This window comes from Rhodococcus sp. WB1, assembly GCF_001700945.1.
Taxonomy (GTDB): domain Bacteria; phylum Actinomycetota; class Actinomycetes; order Mycobacteriales; family Mycobacteriaceae; genus Rhodococcus; species Rhodococcus aetherivorans.
In genome coordinates this window covers 5,783,417-5,801,130 of record NZ_CP015529.1, presented here as the reverse complement: position 1 = coordinate 5,801,130, position 17,714 = coordinate 5,783,417, and the positions used below count along the sequence as shown (strand labels likewise).

At 70.5% G+C, this 17,714-nt stretch carries 14 protein-coding genes; 8 read left to right on the top strand and 6 right to left on the bottom strand.

Going from position 1 to position 17,714, the window contains the following annotated elements; translation table 11 throughout:
• The 5 genes from A4U64_RS26015 (at nucleotide 1) to A4U64_RS25995 (ending at nucleotide 6,121) form a co-directional block, all read left to right on the top strand.
• Nucleotides 1-1,506, top strand: a complete 1,506-nt coding sequence (locus tag A4U64_RS26015) for a TerD family protein (protein WP_065923336.1) — start codon at nucleotides 1-3, stop codon at nucleotides 1,504-1,506.
• A gap of 243 nt (nucleotides 1,507-1,749) precedes the next feature.
• Nucleotides 1,750-3,312, top strand: coding sequence for a long-chain-fatty-acid--CoA ligase (locus tag A4U64_RS26010; protein ID WP_065923335.1), 1,563 nt, complete (start codon nucleotides 1,750-1,752; stop codon nucleotides 3,310-3,312).
• Complete coding sequence (locus A4U64_RS26005) at nucleotides 3,309-4,367, top strand: MBL fold metallo-hydrolase (protein WP_029546603.1); 1,059 nt, start codon at nucleotides 3,309-3,311, stop codon at nucleotides 4,365-4,367. Before A4U64_RS26010 ends, A4U64_RS26005 begins: the two co-directional genes overlap by 4 nt.
• 4 nt (nucleotides 4,368-4,371) lie before the next feature.
• On the top strand, nucleotides 4,372-5,247 hold the full coding sequence (locus A4U64_RS26000; protein WP_029546604.1) for a LysR family transcriptional regulator: 876 nt from the start codon (nucleotides 4,372-4,374) through the stop codon (nucleotides 5,245-5,247).
• Between the two features lie 4 nt (nucleotides 5,248-5,251).
• Entirely contained in the window at nucleotides 5,252-6,121 is an 870-nt protein-coding gene (locus A4U64_RS25995; protein ID WP_043799932.1) for a LysR family transcriptional regulator, read from the top strand.
• A gap of 62 nt (nucleotides 6,122-6,183) precedes the next feature.
• Here A4U64_RS25995 and A4U64_RS25990 read toward each other — a convergent pair whose 3' ends face one another.
• Complete coding sequence (locus A4U64_RS25990) at nucleotides 6,184-7,392, bottom strand: acetyl-CoA C-acetyltransferase (RefSeq protein ID WP_065923334.1); 1,209 nt, start codon at nucleotides 7,390-7,392, stop codon at nucleotides 6,184-6,186.
• A gap of 52 nt (nucleotides 7,393-7,444) precedes the next feature.
• Nucleotides 7,445-8,185: a 3-oxoacyl-ACP reductase FabG gene (gene fabG / locus A4U64_RS25985; RefSeq protein WP_029546607.1), complete on the bottom strand. Its 741-nt coding sequence runs from the start codon at nucleotides 8,183-8,185 to the stop codon at nucleotides 7,445-7,447.
• Between the two features lie 207 nt (nucleotides 8,186-8,392).
• Between fabG and A4U64_RS25980 the strand changes: the two genes are divergently transcribed.
• Complete coding sequence (locus tag A4U64_RS25980; protein ID WP_029546608.1) at nucleotides 8,393-9,577, top strand: acyl-CoA dehydrogenase family protein; 1,185 nt, start codon at nucleotides 8,393-8,395, stop codon at nucleotides 9,575-9,577.
• 240 nt (nucleotides 9,578-9,817) lie between these two features.
• On the opposite strand, the gene A4U64_RS25975 is transcribed toward A4U64_RS25980, so the two are convergent.
• The 4 genes from A4U64_RS25975 to A4U64_RS25960 form a co-directional block, all read right to left on the bottom strand.
• A complete protein-coding gene (locus A4U64_RS25975) occupies nucleotides 9,818-11,500 on the bottom strand; it encodes a class I adenylate-forming enzyme family protein (RefSeq protein WP_065923593.1) in 1,683 nt (560 codons plus the stop codon).
• Between the two features lie 10 nt (nucleotides 11,501-11,510).
• A complete protein-coding gene (locus A4U64_RS25970; RefSeq protein WP_006944010.1) occupies nucleotides 11,511-12,275 on the bottom strand; it encodes an SDR family NAD(P)-dependent oxidoreductase in 765 nt (254 codons plus the stop codon).
• Nucleotides 12,276-12,312: 37 nt separating this feature from the next.
• Nucleotides 12,313-13,443: a thiolase family protein gene (locus A4U64_RS25965; RefSeq protein ID WP_006944012.1), complete on the bottom strand. Its 1,131-nt coding sequence runs from the start codon at nucleotides 13,441-13,443 to the stop codon at nucleotides 12,313-12,315.
• Between the two features lie 135 nt (nucleotides 13,444-13,578).
• Nucleotides 13,579-14,919, bottom strand: a complete 1,341-nt coding sequence (locus tag A4U64_RS25960; RefSeq protein ID WP_006944017.1) for an MFS transporter — start codon at nucleotides 14,917-14,919, stop codon at nucleotides 13,579-13,581.
• A gap of 315 nt (nucleotides 14,920-15,234) precedes the next feature.
• Between A4U64_RS25960 and A4U64_RS25955 the strand changes: the two genes are divergently transcribed.
• Both A4U64_RS25955 and A4U64_RS25950 read left to right on the top strand, forming a co-directional pair.
• The gene (locus A4U64_RS25955; RefSeq protein ID WP_065923333.1) at nucleotides 15,235-16,500 is read left to right on the top strand and encodes a CoA transferase; all 1,266 of its coding nucleotides are present in this window, start codon (nucleotides 15,235-15,237) and stop codon (nucleotides 16,498-16,500) included.
• Nucleotides 16,497-17,690 (top strand): acyl-CoA dehydrogenase family protein, encoded by a 1,194-nt coding sequence (locus A4U64_RS25950; protein WP_006944025.1) that lies wholly within the window; start codon nucleotides 16,497-16,499, stop codon nucleotides 17,688-17,690. The genes A4U64_RS25955 and A4U64_RS25950 overlap by 4 nt, the downstream gene beginning before the upstream one ends.
• Nucleotides 17,691-17,714: the final 24 nt, after the last annotated feature.

The window sequence follows — 17,714 nt, the reverse complement described above, 5'->3', positions numbered from 1 at the left end:
GTGAGGGGGAGATTCGCGGCGGGGCAGAACGCCCCGCTGACGGCGCGCCGGGTCCGCTTCACGGCGCGCGCGGCGGGGCCGCTGGACGTGTGCGCGCTGGTGGTCGACGCGAACCTGCAGGTACGCACCTCCGCCGACGCCGTGTTCTACAACCAGCCCGCGGCACCGGGCGTGGACCTGGCCGGCGACGCCGTCGTCGTGGATCTCGACCGGGTGTGCCCGCAGGCCGCCGCGGTGCTGTTGGCGGTCTCCTCGGACCGAGGGCCGGTGGGCGCGCTGTCCACCGACCTGACCGGGCCGCCCGGATCCGGGCCGGCGACGTTCGACGCGCCCGCCGGCGGTGCCGAGTCGGCGGTGATCTGCTGGGAGTTGTACCGCCGCGACGGCGGATGGAAGCTGCGGGCGGTGGGCCAGGGGTATGCCGGTGGACTCGCCGAACTGTTCCGCGCGCACGGAGTGGACGTCGACGACGAGCCGGCTCCGCCCTCGCCGGATACCCCGGCGACGGTGCCGGTCGAACCGGAGCAGGCGTGGGAGCGAACCTGGCAGATCTTCGAGGACGCATCCCGCTCTGCCGCCGCGTTCGTCTCCGCACACGACTACGCACTGCACCGGCTCGACGAGGAACTGTCCGCAGCCGTCTCCGACCCGGCCCGCCGCACCGGACCGGCCGCCGACCAGGCTCGGGCCGAGGCGAATCGGCGATGCGACGAGCTGATCGCCGCGGCTCGGGCCCGGCACGCCGCCGACACCGCGTTGTTGACCGAGGAACTGCGCGCCGTCGGCGCGGCCCTGCCCGCGGCGATGGCCTCGTGGGACGCACCGGCGTGGCAGCGGCCGGGTCTCGGCGGAAACGGGCTGCGGATAGGCGAACTCGGGGCCCCGGATCGCGACTCGCCGACACTTCCGTTGTGCCTCCCGTTGCCGCTGCGGCGCCCGCTGTGGGTCGACGGGGACTCCGTCGCCGCCGCCCCGATCGTGTCGGCCCTCGTGGTGCGGCTCCTCGCGGCGCACCCGGCGGCGCGCCTCGACATCGTCGACACGGCCGGTGCGTTGTCCGCCCTCACCGATGTGGTGTCCTTCGCAGTGACGAGCCTGGTCGTCCGCGACGTCCCGGACATCGGACCCCGGCTGCGCGACGTGGCGCACGCGGTCGATCTCGCCGCCCTGGCCGCGACCGCGGATCCGGGTGCCGAGCCACCGGCGCCACGGATCGTGGTGCTCGCGGGTATCCCGCACGGCTACACCCGTGACGATCTGAGGCACGTCATCCGGATCGTGGAGGCGTCTGCGACACAGTCGGTTTCGGTGATCATCGTCGGCGAGGACGACGGTGTGACGGACGAGCCGTTGCTGGACCTGCTCTCGCAGGAGGCTCAGCACCTACCGGTGGCGCCGGGCACCCACATGGCCGATCCGTGGACCGGCACCGACTGGCAGCTCACGTTGGACACTGCGCCGGACCTCGACGGGCTCCGCCGCGTCGTCGCTGCGCTCGGGCGCTGAGCCTCGGGCTGAGCCGAACATCCGCGCGCGGCCGTGCTCCTTGCGCGCGTCCGTCGGGGGCCGTACCCGCGCAGGAAGCACCTCTGCGCGCAAGGACAGTCGCGCGCCGCCGGTCCCGACATAGGCACTCGCTATCGGTCGCTGTGGATCTTGGACTTTGTTCCGCCGAGGCGCTGGTGATCGACTGATCGGGCACGGCGGCCCGACATCGAGGCGCTCGCCGAACGGAACGAGGAGTGGGATGTGAGCGGTCTGCACCTTCCGCAGCGGGTCCGGCAGCACGCGGCGGAACGGCCGGACGCACTTGCACTGACCTGCGGCGACACCACCGTCACCTTCGCCGAACTCGATCGGCGCACCAATCGGCTCGCGACCGCCCTGAGCGGTCTGGCCCGCCGCGGCGGTCGGATCGGAGCGCTCCTGCGCATGCGGCTCGAGGCCGCCGAGACGTTCGTCGCCTGCGGGAAAGCGGGGCTGGTGTTCGTCCCCCTGAACTGGCGGCTCACCCCGGCGGAGGCCGCCCGCATCGCCGAGGACGCGGAACTCGACGTGCTCGTCGTCGAATCCGGGTTCGCAGCGGCAGCCGAGGCGATCCGTGCCGCACTGCCCGGCCTGCCCGTCGTCCTCGTCGACACCGAGCCCGGCGACGACCTGCTGCCCGGGGCGTGGACGTGGGAACGGCTCACCGCCACCGGCGCCGACACCGATCCCGGCCGCGGCAACGACCCCGACACGACGCTGTTGCAGCTGTACACCTCCGGCACCACCGGCACGCCGAAGGGGGTGCTCATCACCCACCGCAACCTCCACAACGACGAGGAGGGACAGCGCATCTACCACTGGCGGCCCGACTCGGTGGCGCTGAACGCGATGCCGCTGTTCCACATCGCCGGGGCCGGATGGCTGAGCACCTGCCTGTCCGCCGGTGTGCACGCCGTCCTGCTCGGCGAGTTCCAGCCAAGGACCGTCGCGTCGCTCGTCGAACGCCATCGCATCACCCATGCGTTCCTGGTGCCCGCGACCGTCCAGATGCTGCTCGACCTGCCCGGCCTGGACACGTTCGACCTGTCGAGCTTGCAGTTGATCTTCTACGGCGCCTCCCCCGTCACCCCGTCGATGCTGCGCCGCGCCGTGCACACCCTCGGATGCGGATTCGTCCAGCGCTACGGGATGACGGAGACGAGCGGCTCCGTCACCGCGTTGCGCGTCGAGGATCACGACCCGACCGGTCCCCGCTCCTACCTGCTGCGCTCGGCGGGCCGTCCCATGCCCGGTGTGGAGATCGCCATCCGCGACGTGGCGACCGGGGAGGACCTGCCGGTGGGAGGGTCCGGCGAGATCGTGTGCCGCTCCCGCCACAACACGTCCGGCTACTGGCGGCGCCCGGAGGAGACCGCGGCGCTGTTCACCCACGACGGGTTCCTGCGCACCGGCGACGCCGGCCACCTCGACGAGGACGGCTACCTGTTCGTCACCGACCGGGTGAAGGACATGATCATCACCGGCGGGGAGAACGTCTACCCGATCGAGGTGGAGTCGGTGCTCGCCGAGCATCCCGCCGTCGCCGAGGTCGCCGTGGTCGGGGTCCCCGACCGCAAGTGGGGCGAGGCCGTCACCGCCGTCGTGCGGGTGGCCGACGGTGCCGCCGTGCCGGACGAGAGCGAACTGGTCGCGTTCACCACCAGCCGGCTCGCCTCCTACAAGAAGCCGCAGCGCATCCACTTCGTGAGCGAGCTGCCGCGCAACGCCAGCGGCAAGATCCTCAAGCGCACGTTGCGCGACACCCTCGCGGGGGAGGTGTCGTGACCGCGGTCGAGGTCGTCGGCGTCGTGCAGCAGGAGGCGTGGCGGCGCGGCGAGCTGCCACCGGTCGAGCAGGTCCGGCCCGGGCTGTGGTCGATTCCCGTGCCCATGCCGAAGAACCCGCTGCGCTACGTGCTGGTCTACGCGCTGGCCCTGCCCGACGGCCTGGCCCTGATCGACGTCGGCTGGGACTCCGAACAGTCGTGGCAGGCCCTGGTCGACGGAATCCGGCAGACCGGGCACGACATCACCGAGGTCCGGTTCGCGGCGATCACGCACCTGCACCCGGACCACTTCGGCCTGGCGCCGCGGCTGCGCGAGGTCAGCGGTGCCGCACTGGCGATGCACGCCGCCGACGCGTCGCTGCTCGGCCACCACACCGCCACGGATCGGGAAGGGTTCACCGCGGCCTGGGCCCGGCAGCTGGCCCGGCTCGGAGCCCCCGAAGAGGTCCGATCGGGCGAGGTCATGGAACTGGTCCGGTTCGGGCCGCGCGAGTCGCTCGACGTCGTGCTCGACGACGGCACCCCCCTGGATCTGCCGGGCTGGGACCTGCACGCCGTGTGGACGCCCGGCCACACCCCCGGCCACCTGTGCTTCGTCGATTGCACCCACGAGCTGGTGTTCAGCGGCGACCACATGCTCCCCCGCATCAGTCCCAACATCTCCACCGTCCCGGGCGAACTGCCGAATCCGTTGCACCGCTACCTGCTGTCGCTGCACGCCACCACGAGCCTGCCCGACGGCGAGGTCTTCCCCGCCCACGAATACCGCTTCCGCGGTGTCGCTTCCCGCGCGCAGGCGCTGCTCGGCCACCACGAGGAACGTCTGGCCGAGATCGCCGAGGCCGTGTCCCGGCATCCCGGTTCCACGGCGTGGGAGGTCGCCACGCGGATCTCGTGGTCCCGTCCGTTCGAGACGATGTCGCCGCGTCTGTGCCGGCTCGCGGTGCGGGAGACCGACGCCCACCTGTTGGTTCTCGCCGACCGGGACGTGGTCACCGGGTGCGGTACCGACCCGGACCGCTGGATGCCGGCAACCGCCGTCCCCGTACGATGAGCCGGTGGACCTTCACCTCATCACCTATTTCGTCGCGGTCGTCGACCGGGGTGGGATCACGAAGGCCGCCCAGTCCCTCTACATTTCGCAGCCGTCGCTGTCGCAGGCCATCCGCACACTCGAACGTCGGCTCGGCACAACCCTGTTCGACCGGACCGGGCGCCGGCTCACGCTCACCGAGGACGGCCGCCGGCTCGACGTAGCGGCGCGCCGCATCCTCGCCGACGTCGAGCGGGCGAAGGCGAAGGTCGCCGCGGTACGCGAACTCGCCTCGGGCCGCGTCGACGTGGTGACGTACTCGTCGTTCTCGTTCGACCCGATGATCGAGCTCGCCCGCCGCTTCCGTGACCGCTACCCGCACATCCTGGTGCGGATCGTCGACACGGACGGTCCCGCCGGGGTGCACACCGTGCTGCGCCGCGGCGAGGCGGAGATCGGCGTGACCGACCTGTCGGTCGAGCACGCGGGCATGATCACCGTGCCGCTGTTCGAGCAGGAGCTCGTGCTCGCCCTCCACCACGACCTCGCGGCCGACCTGCCGGACCCGATCCCGCGCACCCGTGTGCGGGACGTACCCCTCGTCGTCGATCTCGGCGACCGGACCAACGCCGCGAAGGCGGGCGGGCTGCTCGCCGAGAACGCCGCCAATGTCGTCGTCGACTGCGCCCACCCGGCGGCGACGTGGGGACTGGTGTGCCTGGGCACCGGCGCAACGGTGGTGCCCAGGCCGGTGGCCGAACAGCAGATGCCCACGGTGACGGTGCGGCCGCTGGAGCCGCCACTGACCCGGCCCGTCGGACTCGTGCTGCGGGCGGGCGAGCCGTCGCCGGCCGCGGCGGCGTTCCTCGACGTCGCCTCGACACTGCGGCAGGGAGTGTAGGACTGTGGATTTCCGGCAGGTGGAGTACTTCCTCGCGGTCGTCGAGAACAACGGCATCAACGGGGCCGCGACCGCGCTCGGCGTCGCGCAGCCGACGGTGTCGCAGGCCCTGCGCAGCCTCGAACGCGAGCTCGGCGTCGAGCTGTTCCACCGCATCGGTCGCGGCATGGTTCTCACCGCGGCGGGCCGCAGCCTCATCGGCCCGAGCCGGCAGATCCTGCGTGACGTGACCGCGGTCGAGGAGCTGCTCGCCACGTCGGACGGCGCGGTGGCGGGCCGGCTCGACATCATGGCCTTCCCGGCACTGTCCGCCGGCCCGCTGGTGGAGCTGATCGCGCGGTTCCGCCGCGAATATCCCAAGGTCGCGGTGCGGTTCTCGGCTCTGCAGGACGAGGAGCTGGTCGCGTCGCTGATCCGCGACGGTCACTGCGAGTTCGTCGTCGCGCACCTGCCGCTCGAGGGCGGCGACGGACTCGAGGTGATCGAGCTGGGCGAGCAGGAGTGGTGGCTGGCGTATCCGCCGGGATCCGAGCTGCCGGAGGGCCCGATCCACCTGTCCGAGCTGCCGGACATCCCCATGGTGTTCGCGCCGACCGGTGGGTCGATGGTCGATGCGGTGGAGTCGGCGCTGCGCGCGGCCGGTGCCCGTCCGGAGATCTCCGTCCTGGTCGGCCAGCGCGAAGTCCGGCTGCCGATGGTGGCAGCCGGACTCGGCGGGTCGATCGTGGATCGGGTGCCGGCGGAGGCCGCCGGGGACCGGCTCGTGGTGCGCGCGTGCGAGCCGCGGCTGGTGGGCACGTACGGGCTCGCGTTCGATCCGGCGACCCTGTCTGCGGTGGGTCAGGCGTTCGTCGACCTGGTACGGCGGCGCTGACGCGCCGGTGCGTCCTTTGAGTTGCTCCCACAGCCCAAAGGACGCACCGGCCGCGAAGCGGCCTACACCCTCTCGAACACCGCGGCCAGACCCTGACCGCCGCCGATGCACATCGTCTCGAGGCCGTAACGGCCGTCGCGGCGGTGCAGTTCCCGGGAGAGCGTCGCCAGCATGCGGCCGCCGGTCGCGCCGACCGGGTGGCCCAGCGAGATGCCGGACCCGTGGACGTTGGTGCGCTCGAAATCGGCTGCGCCGAACTTCCATTCGCGAGTCACCGCGAGTGCCTGCGCCGCGAAGGCCTCGTTGAGTTCGATCACGTCGACGTCGGCGAGCGTGATGCCGGCCTTGGCGAGGGCCTTCTCCGTGGCCGGAACCGGGCCGATGCCCATGATCTTCGGAGCCACACCGGCCAGGCCCCAGGACACGACCCGCACGAGCGGGGTCAGGCCCAGCTCCGCGGCGCGCTCGGGGGTGGTGACGAGGCACATGGACGCGGCGTCGTTCTGGCCGCTGGCGTTACCGGCGGTGACCGTGGCCTCGGGATCCTGCTTGCCCATGATCGGCTTCAGCTTCGCCAGCGACTCGACGGTGACGTCCGGGCGGGGATGCTCGTCGGTGTCGATGACGTCGTCACCGGAGCGGGTCGTGACGGTGACCGGGACGATCTCCTCGGCGAGGATGCCGTTCTTCTGCGCGGCGACGGCGCGGGCGTGCGAGGACACCGCGAGCTCGTCCTGTTCGAGCCGGCTGATGCCGTAGTCGCGGCGCAGGTTCTCGGCGGTCTCGATCATGCCGCCGGGCACCGGGTAGAAGCGGCCGCCGGCGGTGGCCCGGGCACGCACGAGGCTGTCGTGCATCTGCACGCCGGTGCGGGCGCCGCCCCAGCGCATGTCGACGGAGTAGAACGAGGCGTTGCTCATCGACTCGGCACCACCGGCGACGACGACCTCGTTGTCGCCGTTGCCCACCTGGAGCGCAGCCTGGATGACGGCCTGCAGGCCGGAGCCGCAGCGACGGTCGATGTGCATGCCGGGCACCGTGATCGGCAGGCCCGCGTCGAGCGCGACGACGCGGCCGATGGCGGGGGCCTCGCTGTTGCCGTTGCAGTGGCCGAGAATGACGTCCTCGATCGCGTCGGGGGCGATTCCGGTGCGGTCGAGAAGACCCTTCAGTGCGGCGACACCGAGGTCGACGGCGGTGAGGGACTTGAACATTCCGCCGTAGCGGCCGATGGGAGTGCGGACGGGCTCGCAGATGACTACTTCGCGCATGACGACCTTCGGGAGAGGAGAGTGATTGTGAAAGAGACCGTGAGACAGGGACTCACATGAATCGGCCGCCGGTGACCTCGAGTACCGTGCCGGTCATGTACGAGGACATGTCGGACGCGAGGAAGAGGGCCACGGACGCGATCTCGGACACCTCGCCGGGCCGGCCCATGGGGATCTCGCTCATCTTCTGATCCCAGGCCTTCTGCGGCATCGCCTCGGTCATCGCGGAACGGATCAGGCCCGGCTGGATCGCGTTGACCCGCACGCCGTGGTGCGCCATCTCCTTCGCGGCCGCCTTGGTGAGGCCGACGATGCCCGCCTTCGCGGCCGAGTAGTTGGTCTGGCCGACCATGCCGACCTTGCCGGAGAGCGAGGAGATGTTGACGATGGCGCCACGCTTGGAATCGCGCATGATCGCCGACGCCTTGCGGGTGCCGTGCCAGGTGCCCTTGAGATGGACGGCGATCACCAGGTCGAAGTCCTCCTCGGTCATGGTGCGCATCGTCGCGTCGCGGGTGATGCCGGCGTTGTTGACGACGACGTCGAGCGAGCCGAACCCGTCGACGGCCTCGGCGAGGAGCGTGTCCCACTCCTCTGCGTTCACCACATTGCACCGCACCGCCCGGGCCACCTCGCGGCCACCGAGCTTCTCGGCGGCGGCCGTCGCGGCATCGAGGTCGAGGTCGCCGAGGACGACCCGGGCGCCGGCGTCGACGAACTCCTGTGCGATCGCGAAACCGATGCCCTGAGCGCCTCCGGTGATGACGACGGTTCGGTTCTCCAGCAGTGACATGAGGTTCCTTTCGCACGAGCCCACCCGGTCCGGGGACGGTGGGAAGGCACCGATGAATCGAGGACGCGGGCGACGCCCGTCGGCTGATGCTCCGAATATACCGAGAGGACCGGTGATTCGACCCCGCCCCATTCATCGACAGTGCCTATGTGGCGATGGGGTGATTCGTATTGGACACCCGCCGCCCCGGAAACCGATGGTGGATTCATGACAACCTCGACTGCGACGCCGGCTGCCCAGGTCGACGACGACGACTTCCAGGAAATCCTCGCCCAGACCCGCGCGTTCGTGCGCGGCGTGGTGGTGCCGCGCGAGCAGGAGATCGCCGACACCAACGCGATTCCGGACGACATCCGCACCGCCGCCAAGGAGATGGGCCTGTTCGGGTACGCCATCCCGCAGGAGTGGGGTGGGCTGGGCCTGAACCTGGCGCAGGACGCCGAGCTGGCGATGGAGCTGGGCTACACCACGCTGTCGTTGCGGTCGATGTTCGGCACCAACAACGGCATCGCCGGGCAGGTCCTCGTCGGGTTCGGCACCGACGAGCAGAAGGCGCAGTGGCTCGAGAAGATCGCCTCCGGCGAGGTCGTCGCGTCGTTCGCGCTGACCGAGCCCGGCGCCGGCTCGAACCCGGCCGGGCTGCGCACCAAGGCGGTGCGCGACGGCGACGACTGGATCATCACCGGCGAGAAGCGGTTCATCACCAACGCCCCGCTCGCGGACCTGTTCGTCGTCTTCGCCCGCACCCGCCCCGCCGACGAGAACGGCACCGGCATCGCGGTGTTCCTGGTCCCGGCCGACACCGACGGGGTGCAGGTCGGCGCCAAGGACCGCAAGATGGGCCAGGAGGGGTCCTGGACGGCGGACGTGCACTTCACCGACGTGCGGGTGCCGGCCGCGGCGCTGGTCGGCGGCAGCGAGGACGTCGGCTACAAGGCCGCGATGACCTCCCTGGCCCGCGGCCGGGTGCACATCGCGGCGCTGTCGGTGGGGCAGGCGCAGCGCGCGCTGGACGAGTCGGTGGCGTATGCGGCGACCGCGACGCAGGGCGGCACCGCGATCGGCAACTTCCAGCTGGTGCAGGCGATGCTCGCCGATCAGCAGACCGGGGTGATGGCCGGGCGGGCGCTGGTGCGCGACGCGGCGCGGGCGTGGGTGGAGGGCACCGACCGGCGGATCGCGCCGTCGGTGGCGAAGCTGTTCTGCACCGAGATGGTCGGCAAGGTCGCCGACCTGGCGGTGCAGATCCACGGCGGCACCGGGTACATGCGGGAGGTGCCGGTCGAGCGGATCTACCGGGACGTGCGGCTGCTGCGCCTGTACGAGGGCACCAGCGAGATCCAGCGTCTGATCATCGGCGGCGGACTGGTCAAGCAGGCCCAGCGCGGCTGACCCCGGAACGCGACGAGGGGCGGTGCCTGTCGAAGGCACCGCCCCTTTTCGTCTGTTCGTCCGAGCGAATGTATCGCTCACCTCGTCAGACCGACAGCATGGTCCATTCGCTCGGCGACGCGGCGACGCGGCGACGCGGTGACGCGGTGACACGGCGACACGGCGACACGGCGACACGGCGACACGGCGACACGGCGACAGGGCGACAGCCGGGCACCGTCGCGGTACCCGGCTGCCGGTTCAGCGTGAGGCCGCGGCCTGCTCGATCCGGGCCCGCAGATCCGTCTTGAGCACCTTGCCCGCCGCGGAGGTGGGCAGCGCGTCCACGAGGACGACCTCGCGAATCTTCTTGTAGGGCAGGACCTGCTCGGCAACGAATGCCATCAGCTCGGCAGGGTCGGGCTGCGCGCCCGGCACCGGCACCACGAAGGCGACCGGTTCCTGCCCGACGTTGCCGGCCTCGCGGCCGACCACCGCCGCCGTCGACACCGCAGGATGGGACACCAGGATCTCCTCGAGCTCACGCGGATACACGTTGTAGCCCTTGTAGATCAGCATGTCCTTGGCGCGGTCGCAGATATAGACGTAGCCGTCGGCGTCGCGGTAGGCGATGTCGCCGGTGTCGAGCCAGCCGTCCACGTACTGCTGGGCCGTGATCTCGGGATGGCCGAGGTAGCCGTCGGTCACCTGAGGCCCACGGACCCACAGTTCGCCGCGCTCGCCCTCGCCGAGGACGACGCTCGGATCGTCCTGGACCCGGATCTCGATCTCGGTGTCGAAGACGGGCAGGCCCACACTGCCGAGACGATAGGTGGACCCGATGATCAGCGGCATGGCGGTGACCACACACGTGCCCTCGGTCAGGCCGTAGCCCTCGGCCACGCGGGCGTTCGGGAACGCCGTACCGAGCGCCTCGAGCGTGACGTGGTCGATCGGCGCCGCCCCCGACGACACGACCCGCACCGACGTGGTGTCACGGCGGGCGACGTCGGGGTGGGTGGCCAGCGCATGCCACATGGCCGGGCTGCCGGTGATGTAGCTGGCGCGGTGCCGCTCCACGAGCTCGAGCATGCGGGCGGGGTCGAAGCGGCCCGCGAGCACCTGGGTGAGGCCGCACAGCAGCAGGAACGACGTGTTGATCAGCGCGTGGGCATGGAACAGGGGCGACACGACGACGGTGGCGCCCTCGCCGGGGATCACCCCGTGCACATCGAGACCCTCGATCGGGCGCAGCGCGACCAGCCCGTCGCCGGTGGTGACGACCTGGTGGGCGGCCCGCCACCCGCACATCTGGGTCACGTTGGCGACCACGTTGCGGTGCAGCACGCGCACGCCCTTGGAGATGCCGGTGGTACCGCCGGTGAAGGCCAGGTGCGCGACGTCCGTTCCGGCGACCTCCGCCGGCGTGAACGCCGTGGGCTGCCCGGCGAGGAACTCGTCGTACCGCACGACGGCCGCGGAGGTGGGGGCCACCTCCACCGGCTCGTCGGAGACCACCACGATCGTCACGGCCGTGGTGCCCGCCGCGGCGCCGAGGAGGACACCGAGCTGCTGCGGCTGGGTCACCGCCGCCACGGCGCCCGTCTCCTCGATCTGCTTGCGCAGGCCCGGTTCCGGTTGCAGCGGGTTGACCAGCGTCACGGTGGCGCCGGCCCGCAGCGCACCGTAATAGGCCACGATGAACTCGATGCAGTTGCCCACGTGCAGCAGCACCACGTCGCGCGGGGCGACACCGGCTCCCTGCAGGGCGGAGGCGAACTGCGCGGAGCGCTCGTCGAGCTCGCGGTACGTGCACACCCGTTCCCCGTCGACGATCGCCGGGCGGTCGCCGTAGAGGGCGGCCATGCTCGGCGCCCACACGCCCATCGTCACGTCCGGGTAGGACAGCGACATCGTCGACGGATCCGGCAGGTTCATGGTCATCCGTCCCACCTCAGCGCGGGGCCATGCGGATGGCACCGTCGAGACGGATGGTCTCACCGTTGAGGTAGCCGTTCTCGAGGATGTTGGTGGCCAGCCGGCCGAACTCGTCGGGGCGGCCCAGGCGCGCCGGGTTCGGCACGGTCTTCTCGAGCGAGGCACGCACATCGTCGCGCAGGCGCGCGAGCAGCGGGGTGTCCATGATGCCCGGCGCGATGGTGTTGACGCGGATGTTCTTGCTGGCCAGATCGCGGGCGGCGACGACGGTCATGCCGACGATGCCGGCCTTGGACGCCGAGTAGTTGATCTGGCCGATCTGCCCCTCGAAGGCGGCGACCGACGCGGTCATGACGATGGCGCCACGCTCGCCGTCGACCGGCTCGAGCGCGGCCATGCGCTCGGCACCGAGACGCAGCGCGTTGAACGAGCCGATCAGGTTCAGCCGGATCACGAACTCGAAGTCCTCGAGCGAACCGGCCTTGCCCTCCTTGTCGAGGACGCGCATCTTCCGGCCGGCGCCGGCGCAGTGCACGAGTCCGCGCAGGCCGCCGCGCTCGTGCGCGACGTCGAGGGCGGCGGCGAACTGCTCGGCGTCGGTGACGTCGGCGGCGGCGAAGGCCGCGCCGTCACCGAGGGAGCTCGCGACGTCGGCACCCGGCGAGCCAGGCAGGTCGATGAGGGTGACGGTGCCGCCGGCGTCGAGGACGCGGCGGGCGGTGGCCAGGCCGAGACCGGAGGCGCCGCCGGTGATCGCGACGGAAAGACCCTTCAGTTCCATATCTTTCGTTCCTTTTCGTGAAATGCGAAGCGGGGTGTCAGAGCAGTTCGAGGATGGTGGCGTTCGCCATGCCGCCGGCCTCGCACATCGACTGCAAGCCGTAACGGATGCCGTTGTCGCGCATGTGGTGCACGAGACGGGTCATGAGGATCGCGCCGGAGCCGCCGAGCGGGTGGCCGACGCCGATGGCGCCACCGAGGGGGTTGAGCCGGTCCATCGCGGCGCCGGTCTCGATCTGCCACGCGAGCGGCACCGGGGCGAACGCCTCGTTGATCTCGAAGGCGCCGATCTCATCGATGGACAGGCCCGACCGCTTCAGCGCCTTCTCGGTGGCCGCGATGGGACCGGTGAGCATGATGACCGGATCGTCGGCGGCGACGACGGCGGTGTGGATGCGGGCCATCGGGGTCCAGCCCTGCGCCGCGGCGTACTCGCTCGTGGTGATCAGCAGGGCACCGGCGCCGTCGGAGATCTGCGAGGAGTTGCCGGCGTGGATCACGCCGTCCTCCTTGAACACGGTCTTCAGCTTGGCCAGGGACTCGAGGCTGCCCCCGCGGCGGATGCCCTCGTCGGCGCTCAGGCCGGCGATCGGGGCGAGTTGCCCGGCGAAGGCGCCGGCGTCGGTCGCGGCCGCGGACAGCTCGTGCGAGCGCAGCGAGTACTCGTCGAGCGCGGTGCGGGACAGGCCCCACTTCTCGGCCATCATCTCCGCGCCGGTGCCCTGGCTGAAGCCCTCGACACCGAACCGCTCGAGAACCTCGGCCGGGAAGTGCTCACCGTTCTTGCTCGCGCTGCCCATCGGGACGCGGCTCATCGACTCCACGCCACCGGCGACGACCACGTCGCTCTGACCGGAGATCACGGTAGCCGCGGCGAACGAGACGGCCTGCTGGCTCGACCCGCAGGCGCGGTTCACGGTGGTGGCCGGAACCGTCTCGGGCCAGCCGGCGGCGAACACGGCACTGCGTGAGACGATTCCGGCCTGCTCGCCGACCTGGCTCACGCAACCCCACACGACATCCTCGACCGACGCGGGATCGAGCCCGGTGCGGTCGGCGAGGGCCCCGAGCACGTGTGCCGACAGGTTGGCGGGATGGATCTCGGACAGGGCACCGCCACGGCGCCCGATCGGAGTACGGACGGCATCGACGATCACGGCATCGCGCATGGGGATTCCTTACTGCAGTAGAAGAGCGAGGAGCGGAGACGACGACCGGCCGGGTGGTGGTCCTCGATATCGAGTCGATCACGCACCCGGCCGGTGGGGAAAGGACATTCGGTGGATGACTCCGTTAGGCGGAAGCTATGCCTTCGCGGTGGCGTCCGACTCGCCCCGGATGACGGCGCGGTCGCGCTCCGGGTTCGCGAAGATCAGGACGAGGATCGCCGCGACGATGCCGAGTGCACCGATGACCTGGAAGGCGGTCGCGTAGCCCTCGGCCGGGGTGGCCGCGTTGTCGACGAGCACGCCGGTGCCGTAGGGGGCGACCAGGCCGCCGACCGCCATCAGTGCGAGGAACACGCCCATCGTGCCTGCGGTCTGCTGCGGCGGGCACAGCTCCGAGATGGCGGCGTTGATCAGGGGGAAGACGATCGCGCCGAAGCCGTAGCCGATGGACACGGCCGCGACGGCGAGGCCGGGGGTGCCGATGCTGGGCAGGAAGACCAGGACCGAACCGCAGACGAGGACGCCGATGCCGGGAACGATGATCCGCACGACCCGGGAGCGGTAGCCGCGCTGGGCGAGCCGGTCGGTGACCGAACCGGAGGTGACCATGAGGACGAGACCGACGATCGACGGCAGGGCGAACATCGAACCGGCCTGCAGGGCGCTGTAGCCGAGGCCCACCTCGAAGTAGGAGGGCAGCCAGGTCAGCACGACGGTGGTGAGCGCGTAGACGACCATGATCAGGACGGCGCAGCTGATGAACGTGCGGGTGAGGAAGATCTTCTTCCACGGCACCGACGGTTCGGTGGATGCGGTGCCGGTCCCCTTCTTCACGGCCGTCGCGGTGAACGGGCCTTCCTTCCAGCCGGTCAGCCACGAGGCCATCCACACGGCGCCGAGGATCGACAGGGAGACCAGGGCGGCCCGCCAGCCCCACTCGACCGTGATGTAGGCGAGGATCGGGGCGAGAGCGATCTTGGCAACCGACGCCGAGCCGGCGAGGAAGGCGCCGGGCAGACCGCGCTTGGCCGGGGGATGCCAGGAGTACGCGGCGGTGTGCATGAGCGCCGAGCTGGGGCCTTCGGCCAGGCCGAGCAGCATGCGGGTGACGATCAGCATCACCAGGCTCGCCGAGACGACCAGCGGCAGCATGACCACCGACCACATCGCGGCCAGCGCAAGCAGCGCCCACCGCAGGGTGAGGTATTTGTTGAGCGGGCCGGCCAGGAAGCCGCCGAGTGTGAAGGTCACGAAGAACAGGGATCCGACGAGGCCGATCTGGGAAGAGGACAGTCCCAGCTCGCGAGCCAGCGGCTGCGCGATGATGCCCAGCACCGCCTTGTCGGCGTAGTTGACGACGTACAGGAAGATCACGAGGCCGGTCATGCCCCATGCCTGCTTGCCGCTGACGAGTGGTGCCGCCCCCTTCGGCGGGGCGCCGTGCGCTGCGTCGTGCGAGATTTCGCCAGTGGTCACCGGAGTGTCCCCTTAATGGCTCGAAGGGATATATCGATCGGACGGTGCGTCGGCGATCGAAGGAGATGCACCGATCAGGCGCTCGGGATCCATTCAACGTGGTCTAGGTCACTGAGGCAATGTCCCGTCGACGAATCGATCGATCGTCGAAACCTATGGACTTCCGGCCCTCCAATGCGAGGGCCATTGATCGGCGCTAACCGACCTATAGCCGAACGGTGTTGGCCCTGTGGCCCGGCGGTGCTGCATATTTGCTCGGACAGCTTCGCCGGCGCGCCCTGGGCTCCGGCGTCCGCCCGGATGAGGACAGGCGATATGAACTCCACTGCTTCCATCGACGAGCTTCCCTCGTCCACCGCGCCCCTGGCCGGTGTGCGGGTCATCGAGGTCTCGAGTTTCATCGCAGCCCCACTGTGCGGCATGACGCTCGCGCAGCTCGGCGCCGAGGTCGTCCGCGTCGACCCGATCGGCGGCGCTGCCGACTACCACCGGTGGCCCGTCACCGAGGACGGCGAGTCCATCTACTGGGCGGGCCTGAACAAGGGCAAGCGCTCCCTCGCGGCAGATTTCCGGGACCCGAACGCGCACAAGCTGATCCGGGACCTCATCACCGACGCCGGGGTGCTCGTCACCAACGCCGCGGGACGCGACTGGCTCAACTACGACGAGCTCGCCACGATCCGCCCCGATCTGATCCACGTGCAGGTCCTGGGCCGCGCGGACGGCGGTTCCGCCGTCGACTACACCGTCAACGCCGCCGCGGGCTTCCCGCTCGCCACCGGCCCCGTCGGCCACGCCGGACCGGTCAATCACCTGTTGCCGGCGTGGGACGTCGCATGCGGTCTCTACGCCGCGCTCTCGGTCGCGTCCGCGGTGCACCGCCGCGAGGTCACGGGTGCAGGCGCGAAGATCGTGCTCCCCCTCGAAGACGTCGCCCTCGCCACCGTCGGCAACCTCGGCTACCTCGCCGAGGCCCAGCTCGGCGGGCCCGACCGCGACCGGATCGGCAACGCCGTCTACGGCACCTACGGTCGCGATTTCACCACCTCCGACGGCGCGTCCTTCATGGTCGTCGCGCTGACCCCGCGCCACTTCCGCGACCTGACCGAACTGACCGGCACGACGGCCGCGGTCGACGCGCTCGAAGCCGCCCTCGGCGCCGACTTCCGCGACGAGGGCGCCCGCTACCGCCACCGCGAGGTACTCGACGCGTTGTTCGCCGTGTGGTTCCGCGAGCACACCGCCGCCGAGGTGGAGACCGCCCTGTCGGGCACCTCGATCCTGCACGAGCGGTACCGCACCTTCGCCGAGATCGCGAAAGACCCTCGCGTCACCGCCAATCCGATGTTCCAGTACGTCGAGCAGCCCCGCGTCGGCGGGCACCTGGCCCCCAGCCTGCCGATGTCGTTCGACGGCCTCCACCCCGCACCCCGGCCGGCGCCGGCCAACGGCGACGACACCGCCGCCGTCCTCAGCGAACACCTCGGCCTGACGCCCGAGGAGATCGATCGTCTCGCCACCGACGGGACCGTCGGTGTCCCCGCCGGCACCCTCCCCGCCCTCGAGAAGGACTTCGCATGACCCGTCTCGCCCAGACCCTCGGCCTCACCGAGTTCCAGACCGAGATCCTCGCCACCGTCCGGCAGTTCGTCGACCGGGAGATCATCCCGAACGCGCAGGAACTCGAGCACTCGGACACCTACCCGCAGGCCATCGTCGATCAGATGCGGGAGATGGGCCTGTTCGGGCTGATGATCCCCGAGGAGTACGGCGGGCTCGGCGAGTCGCTGCTCACCTATGCCCTGTGCGTCGAGGAACTCGCCCGCGGCTGGATGAGCGTGTCCGGCGTGATCAACACCCACTTCATCGTCGCCTACATGCTGCGCCAGCACGGCACCGACGAGCAGAAGAACTACTACCTGCCGAAGATGGCGACCGGCGAGACCCGCGGCGCCTTCTCTATGTCCGAGCCGGAACTGGGCTCGGACGTCGCCGCGATCCGCACGAAGGCCAAGCGTGACGCCGACGGCGACTACGTGATCAACGGCCAGAAGATGTGGCTGACCAACGGCGGCAGCTCGACCCTCGTGGCCGCGCTGGTGCGCACCGAGGAGGGTGCCGCCAAGCCCCACGAGAATCTCACCACGTTCCTCGTGGAGAAGCCCGCCGGCTTCGGCGAGGTCGTCCCCGGCGTCACCATCCCCGGCAAGATCGACAAGATGGGCTACAAGGGGATCGACACCACCGAGCTGATCTTCGACAACTACCGCGCCAAGGCGACCGATGTCCTCGGTGGCACTCCCGGCCGCGGCTTCTACCAGATGATGGACGGCGTCGAGGTCGGCCGCGTGAACGTCTCCGCCCGCGCCTGCGGCGTCGCCATCCGCGCGTTCGAACTCGCCGCCCGGTACGCGCAGCAGCGCACCACCTTCGGCAAGCCCATCGCGCAGCACCAGGCGATCTCCTTCTCCCTCGCGGAGATGGCGACGAAGGTCGAGGCCGCTCATCTGATGATGGTCAACGCCGCGCGGCTGAAGGACTCCGGCGAGCGCAACGACGTCGCCGCCGGCATGGCGAAATACCTCACCAGCGAGTACTGCTCGGAGGTCACCCAGGCCAGCTTCCGCATCCACGGCGGCTACGGCTATTCCAAGGAGTACGAGATCGAGCGGCTCATGCGCGAGGCACCGTTCCTGCTCATCGGCGAGGGCACCAGCGAGATCCAGAAGACGATCATCAGCAAGGGCGTACTGCGCAGCTACGCACTCTGATCCGCATCGACCCCATTCGAAGGA

Bases quoted from the DNA above. Each gene is read 5' to 3' on its own strand.
- A4U64_RS25990 (WP_065923334.1), bottom strand. From the start codon at position 7,392: ATGCGCGAAGTAGTCATCTGCGAGCCCGTCCGCACTCCCATCGGCCGC.
- fabG (WP_029546607.1), bottom strand. From the start codon at position 8,185: ATGTCACTGCTGGAGAACCGAACCGTCGTCATCACCGGAGGCGCTCAG.
- A4U64_RS25980 (WP_029546608.1), top strand. From the start codon at position 8,393: ATGACAACCTCGACTGCGACGCCGGCTGCCCAGGTCGACGACGACGAC.
- A4U64_RS25975 (WP_065923593.1), bottom strand. From the start codon at position 11,500: ATGACCATGAACCTGCCGGATCCGTCGACGATGTCGCTGTCCTACCCG.
- A4U64_RS25970 (WP_006944010.1), bottom strand. From the start codon at position 12,275: ATGGAACTGAAGGGTCTTTCCGTCGCGATCACCGGCGGCGCCTCCGGT.
- A4U64_RS25965 (WP_006944012.1), bottom strand. From the start codon at position 13,443: ATGCGCGATGCCGTGATCGTCGATGCCGTCCGTACTCCGATCGGGCGC.
- A4U64_RS25955 (WP_065923333.1), top strand. From the start codon at position 15,235: ATGAACTCCACTGCTTCCATCGACGAGCTTCCCTCGTCCACCGCGCCC.
- A4U64_RS25950 (WP_006944025.1), top strand. From the start codon at position 16,497: ATGACCCGTCTCGCCCAGACCCTCGGCCTCACCGAGTTCCAGACCGAG.